Source organism: Bartonella raoultii (genome assembly GCF_019659805.1).
GTDB lineage: Bacteria > Pseudomonadota > Alphaproteobacteria > Rhizobiales > Rhizobiaceae > Bartonella > Bartonella raoultii.
This window is the reverse complement of sequence record NZ_JAIFRO010000005.1, coordinates 1-5,648: the sequence shown is the minus strand read 5'-3', so window position 1 is coordinate 5,648 and position 5,648 is coordinate 1. Positions and strand designations below refer to the sequence as shown.

Annotated in this window: 5 protein-coding genes and 1 pseudogene; all 6 read left to right on the top strand. The window is 40.5% G+C overall.

Translation table 11 applies throughout. The features are described 5' to 3' along the window. Nucleotides 1–930: pseudogene (locus K3248_RS05365) on the top strand (hypothetical protein); the annotation flags it as partial. Then, nucleotides 930–1,367, top strand: coding sequence for a hypothetical protein (locus K3248_RS05360; protein WP_220716920.1), 438 nt, complete (start codon nt 930–932; stop codon nt 1,365–1,367). The pseudogene K3248_RS05365 and the gene K3248_RS05360, both read left to right, overlap by 1 nt. Continuing rightward, the gene (gene bgtD / locus K3248_RS05355; RefSeq protein ID WP_220717372.1) at nt 1,357–2,217 is read left to right on the top strand and encodes a BaGTA-type gene transfer agent maturation protease BgtD; all 861 of its coding nucleotides are present in this window, start codon (nt 1,357–1,359) and stop codon (nt 2,215–2,217) included. Before K3248_RS05360 ends, bgtD begins: the two co-directional genes overlap by 11 nt. A 4-nt stretch (nt 2,218–2,221) precedes the next feature. After that, the gene (locus K3248_RS05350; protein WP_220717371.1) at nt 2,222–3,460 is read left to right on the top strand and encodes a hypothetical protein; all 1,239 of its coding nucleotides are present in this window, start codon (nt 2,222–2,224) and stop codon (nt 3,458–3,460) included. A 1-nt stretch (nt 3,461) separates the two neighbouring features. Then, on the top strand, nt 3,462–5,525 hold the full coding sequence (locus K3248_RS05345) for a glycine zipper 2TM domain-containing protein (protein WP_220717370.1): 2,064 nt from the start codon (nt 3,462–3,464) through the stop codon (nt 5,523–5,525). Beyond that, the coding region (locus tag K3248_RS05340; protein ID WP_220717509.1) for a transglycosylase SLT domain-containing protein at nt 5,522–5,648 on the top strand (127 nt) is incomplete at its 3' end. The genes K3248_RS05345 and K3248_RS05340, both read left to right, overlap by 4 nt.

Below are 5,648 nucleotides of genomic sequence, written 5' to 3'. Positions count from 1 at the left end.
CAGAAAAATTGCGATTTTCAGGATTTTCCGGATGGAGAATATGTACAGGGTGCAACGGAATCTACCAATCCGCTCATATTTATGCGTTCTGCTGTTTATGCAGGAACTTTTGTTGCGGGTTCTAAGATAGTGTTTACGTTTCAAAAGATCCAAGACAAGCGAGGAGTACGCAGTGCAGCTTCTATAGCTTGTCGAGGCAGTGATGCTTTTTTTGCCGGTGATGGTGGCTTTTATCAGATGCGTTTGGATGGACAACTTTTGCCGATAGGCTTTGAAAAGGTTGATAGAACGGTTTTTAAAAACTTTGATAAACTTGCCCTTGATGAGATGCAAGGAGTGATAGACCCCGTTGATAACCGGATTTACTGGTCCTTAAAGAAAGGCAATAACGAGCAAACGACCTTTGTTTATGATTGGGGTTTGCAGAAATGGTCGACGATACAGGGCAAGCCTTTCACGTTGTTTCCAGTGTTTACGACAGGTTATACTTTGGAACAGTTGGATGAGATCTCAATAAATCTTGAGTCCTTGCCGGCTTCTTTAGACAGCCCCCGTTGGCAAAGTGGTGCACCTATCCTTGGGGCTTTTAATGAACAAAATCATCTTGTTATGTTTACAGGAGCGCCGATGGAGGCAACTCTTGTATCGCAAGAGATGGGGGCACCGGATGGAAGTTTTAGCTTTATCACGAAGATGTTTGCAGAGGTTGATACAACGCAAGGTCTTTTAAGCATAGGTGAGAGAAGATTGCGTAATCATGATACGCCGATTACATGGCACAAGGAGAGGGGGTGTTCTTATATTACGGGCGCTTATCATGGTCGCTCACGCAATCGTTATCACCGCTTTAAATTGCGTATTCCCGAACATGAACTTTGGACGATGATTACTGGCTTTAATGCGGATTTACGTCCTTTAGGTAGGGGATAATGGCAAAAGTCTATTTGACCAGTTCTTGGGATATGGAGCGTATAGCGCCTTATCTAGAAGAGATACTTGCGTCATTGAGTGCGTATGTAGAGCGTTTCAAACATGAAGTTACGTTGCAAGAAATCATTGAAGCCATTTGCACGGGCAAAAAACAGTTATGGCTTGTTTTGGATGATGACGAGCGCTTTTTAGCAGCAGTTACGACCCAGATACAAGAAACCGTTTTAGGAAAGAAGCGTGCCTTGATTTGTGAATGTAGTGGCAAGGGTGTTCTTGGTCTTATTGAGAATTTGCACTCTATAGAGGATTGGGCAGTTGAGAATGGTGCTTTAGAACTGGAGATTTTAGGGCGTTTTGGTTGGAAACGAGCACTCAGCAAACAGGGTTATGAGATAGATATGCTTTACTATAGGAAGGATTTGAGACATGGGGAGTAGGAGCCCAACAGAAACACAACAAAAGCAGGTGCAAACAAGCGCCCCTCCTGCTTGGATGGAGAATGTCTTTAAGCGTGGTGGTGCGGATGCTTATCAAATGTATAATACAGGGATGGGTGGGAATGTTTATGGTGGACCTCGTGTTGCGCCATTAAGTGATCAGACGCGCTATGCCATTGGTGGACTTGGGAGTATTCCTAGCCATTACCAAAATCGTTCTTTGATGAATACAGTCTACAATCCAACATCAGCAGCAAATAATCTTGGAAGAATGGCTTCTGGTGATCTGGTTGGACAAAATCCCTTTTTTAATGCTGCTCTTCAAAAGAGTTTAGACCGTGCAAGAGATACTATTCATAGCTCTTTTGCAGGAGCAGGTCGTTATGGGTCCGGTGCACATACGGGTGTTTTGGCAAATGAACTTGGAGCTTTGTCTACAAGTGCTACAGCGAACCAATACAATCAAGATGTACAAAATATGATGCAAGCGAATGCAATGATTGACCAAGCTAACCAAAATCAGTTGGGTGCTTCGAATAATTTCTTACAAGGTTATGGCAATGCTTATTCTAATGCCATACAGGGTGGAGGTGTGCTTGATAATTACAATCAGAGAGTTGTTGATGCCAACCGCGAACGTTGGATGGAGCAAGACAATAGCGGTTGGAATAGATTGAACATGTTAATGAATGCGGGGCATGGTTTTGCAGGAAATTATGGTACGACTATGAATAATATGACAGGTTCTGAGATGCAAGGCAACAATCCTTGGCAGAATCTTGCGATGGCGATTTATGGAACAAAGCAGGCAGCGGAAATGATCCCAAAGCTTAAAGGTTTGAAAGGATAATGTGATGGTTTTTATGGATTTTGATCCGAGAGATAAACGTGTAGCAATTAGCACGGTAGCAGATCGATTACAGGAAGCAATGGAGTACAGTAAAAGACTGGACAAAGACAGAAAAATACCTTTTACTGGTCAGCTACCAGTTCTTCCTAGTGTGATTTCTACAAATAATCCGTATAATTATAATATAGGTCCTTTTTCTCCTGCTCCAATAGGTTCTATTTCTCCTATTGAAGAGAATAAAACCACCCCGATTCCAAGAAAAGAAATCCCGCCTCGTGTAGGAAATAATGCGTCTTTTCCAATAGCACCAGTTACACCGCAGGAACAGCGTCCTAACCCAGAACCTAGTTTTTGGGATAAACTTTCTCGTTTTTCACAGTCTGATGTCAGTAAAAATATTGATGATTTTCTTTTAGGAGCAATAACAGCGAGTCCAGATTCGTCTGGGTGGCAACTCTTTGCTAGGGGACTGAAGAACTTGCATGAAGGTGATAAGCAAAGAGGTAAAGTTAACCAAACCGTCGAGTATTTGAAGTCTAAAGGCTACAGTGAAGAAGAAGCGCGGGTTATGGCTGGGAATAAAAATGCGTTAAATGCTGTTCTGTTACAAAAAATGACTGGCAATAATGATCCTAGATCTAAAGAAGAAATGGATCGCCTACGAGAAACGATAGAGCTTAAAAATAGTGAAGCTATCAGTAGTAATACAATCAATGATATTGAACGTTTTATGGCGTATATGGAAGAAAAGGGTGAATGGGCTACAGGTAATTTGGCTAATATGCAAGCTCAGTTAAGTGTTCCTCAGCACCGTGATATGAGTTCATTACTTGATTCTATTAAAAACCGGATAGGTATTGATCGTTTAGAAACGATGAGACGGTATTCACGCAACGGTGCTTCTGGTTTTGGTAATCTTACAGAAAAAGAGCTTGATATATTAAAGAGCTATTTAGGAGAGATAAAGTACAACTTGGGTCATAAAGAGCTCCTGTTTAGATTGAAAAAAATCCGTGAGATTTTAGGTAAGATGAAATCAGATGTATTAGCCTTACTAGAAAATGGTAACATTGCATTAACGCAAGAGAATGTTGATAAAGTTACTTTACAGCCGCACTCTGTAGCTCCACAGCAAGGACGTAGTGATTTACCGCTTGTTACCAGCAAAGAACAGGAAGATGCATTGCCTTCTGGTGCACGCTTTGTTGGTGAAGATGGTAAGACAAGGGTTAAAGGGGCTTAAAGTGGTATATATTCCTTACTCTCGTATTGTTGATGATGTATCTGATAATAATTCTTCAGTGAAGAAGGGGCGTGGTACTCAAGAGAAAAAAGCAATGGGTTATATTCCTTATTCTCGTATTGTTGATGATGATACGGCTTCATTTAATTCACAACCTACAACAGATGATTTTTCATTTGATGATAAAGATTGGACTTGGCTACGTGCACTTTGGAGTCATGGGATATCTGGTTTGACAGCAGGGTATAGTGATGAGATACAAGCAGCGAATGAAGCAGGTTTTACGGATTATTGGCGTGGCGATAAACGAGCAGAAGAGATTTATAATAGAAGGGTAGCAAAAGAGCGTGCTTATTTAAAAGCCTTGGAAAAGAAACACCCAATATTATCTTCTATTGGTTATATTGCTGGTTCGATTGTACCAACAGTGGCATCAATAGGTATTCCTGGGTTAAATTTTTTGAGAGCAGGGACAACTTTAGGAAGTTTAGGGAGAGGGGCACTTGTAGGTGCTGGTTCTGGTGCTTTACATGGTTCTGGCGCAGGAGAAGGTTACAATGATACGGTGAATTCGGCGTTAGCTAGTGCTGTGGGTGGTGCTGTTTTGACACCGGTTGCTGCTTTCGGAGGCAACTTAATTTCTAAGGGAGGTGGTTTACTTGTAAATACTCTAAAGTCATCTCCTGTTACAAGGAATTATTTTAATCCTGCTCATAAAGAGGTTTCCAATAAAGCTTTGAGAGAAGTTGCTAAGCATCTTTACGATAAGAAAACTAAAAACATCTTTGAACGCCTTGAGAAAGAACCCCATGAGGTATTTTTAACAGATATCAATGAAAAGTTACGACAAGCTTTGTGGAATTCGTCTAAAACCAATGAAGATGTTTTTAATATTTTAAAGCAAGCGCATGAGAAAAGATTAGGCGGTTCTGTTCAACGACTTGATGATATGATGGAACAGACAATTGCGCCATACCAGCATAGAGATATTTTAAAAAGGACGTTAAAACAGGAAGGGGATAGGGCACATGGTCCTCTCTATGCTCAAGCCTATCGTACTCCGATAGGAAAAGAGCATTATCCGGCTCTTAATAGACTTTTTGAAGAAGAAGCATTTCAAGAAGCTGTTGAGCGAGCTGTTAAAATCTTAAGAAAAGACATTCGCAATGCAAAACCAGAAATGTTCTATTCTAGAGATTTTAGACATATTAATTATAAACCTACAATGGAGTTATTAGATCAAATCAAGAGGTCTCTTGATTACTTTTATAGAAAGAATAAAAATTCTGGTGATAATCAAATGGCTTCTGTATATCAATCGCTTAAGAAAGATTTAGTAGAGATAGCGGACAAGGTTTCTCCTATTTATAAAGCAGCTCGAGGTAGTGCAGAAAAATATGAAGGTTTTGAAGAAGCGATAAAACAAGGTAGGCGTGCTCTTCACACAAAACTTGAAAAAAGTGTTGAGAGAGATGCCGTTAAGGAAAATCTTTCTAAAGGAAACTGGAGTGAACAAAATAATACCTATAAAATGGGGTTGAGAGATGCATTAGATGATTTATTAAAGAAAAAGAGTGACCCTATTAATGAATTCTCTAATCTTTTAAAACAAAATCTTGCATCTGAGAATCTTGAAAGGATTATAGGACCTGAACGGTTTTCTACTTTTAAAAAGGCAGTAGATAAGGAGAAATTCTATTCTGATGCGTCAAAAAAAGGTTATCAAAAATTTGAAGGCACTCCTGATTTGTCTCTTTTTGATGGGGTTGGTGTACCGCAGAGTTGGCCCGATATACCCGTTCAAGCCTTTAAATTCGCTCGCAACATGTTTTTTCATCCGAATGCACCAGAGGCGTTGCAAGCAAGACAAGAGCTAGAGCGCGGAATAGCGAAGTTAGCAACTTTTGGTGTTAAAGGAATGGAGCGCAATGAAATTGCTCAATTGATTCAAAGTGCTTTGAAGTGGCATCACGCAGGGGTATTAACAGATGGGGGGGTGAAGATTGTTTCTAGAGCTATAGCAAAAGGGTTAGGTCCTAGTGCTTCAATAGAGTACGCAAAATGACCCATTATCATCCTTCAATTGATCAAGCGATCCGCCAGACAGCGGCACGTTATGGGATCCCTGAAAGTTATTTATACCGTGTTGCGCAAGTGGAGAGTGGAGGCAATCCCAATGCAAGGAATC

What these genes read in the sequence shown, in the direction of transcription:
- K3248_RS05360 (WP_220716920.1), top strand. Translation starts at nt 930, where the DNA reads ATGGCAAAAGTCTATTTGACCAGTTCTTGGGATATGGAGCGTATAGCG.
- bgtD (WP_220717372.1), top strand. Translation starts at nt 1,357, where the DNA reads ATGGGGAGTAGGAGCCCAACAGAAACACAACAAAAGCAGGTGCAAACA.
- K3248_RS05350 (WP_220717371.1), top strand. Translation starts at nt 2,222, where the DNA reads ATGGTTTTTATGGATTTTGATCCGAGAGATAAACGTGTAGCAATTAGC.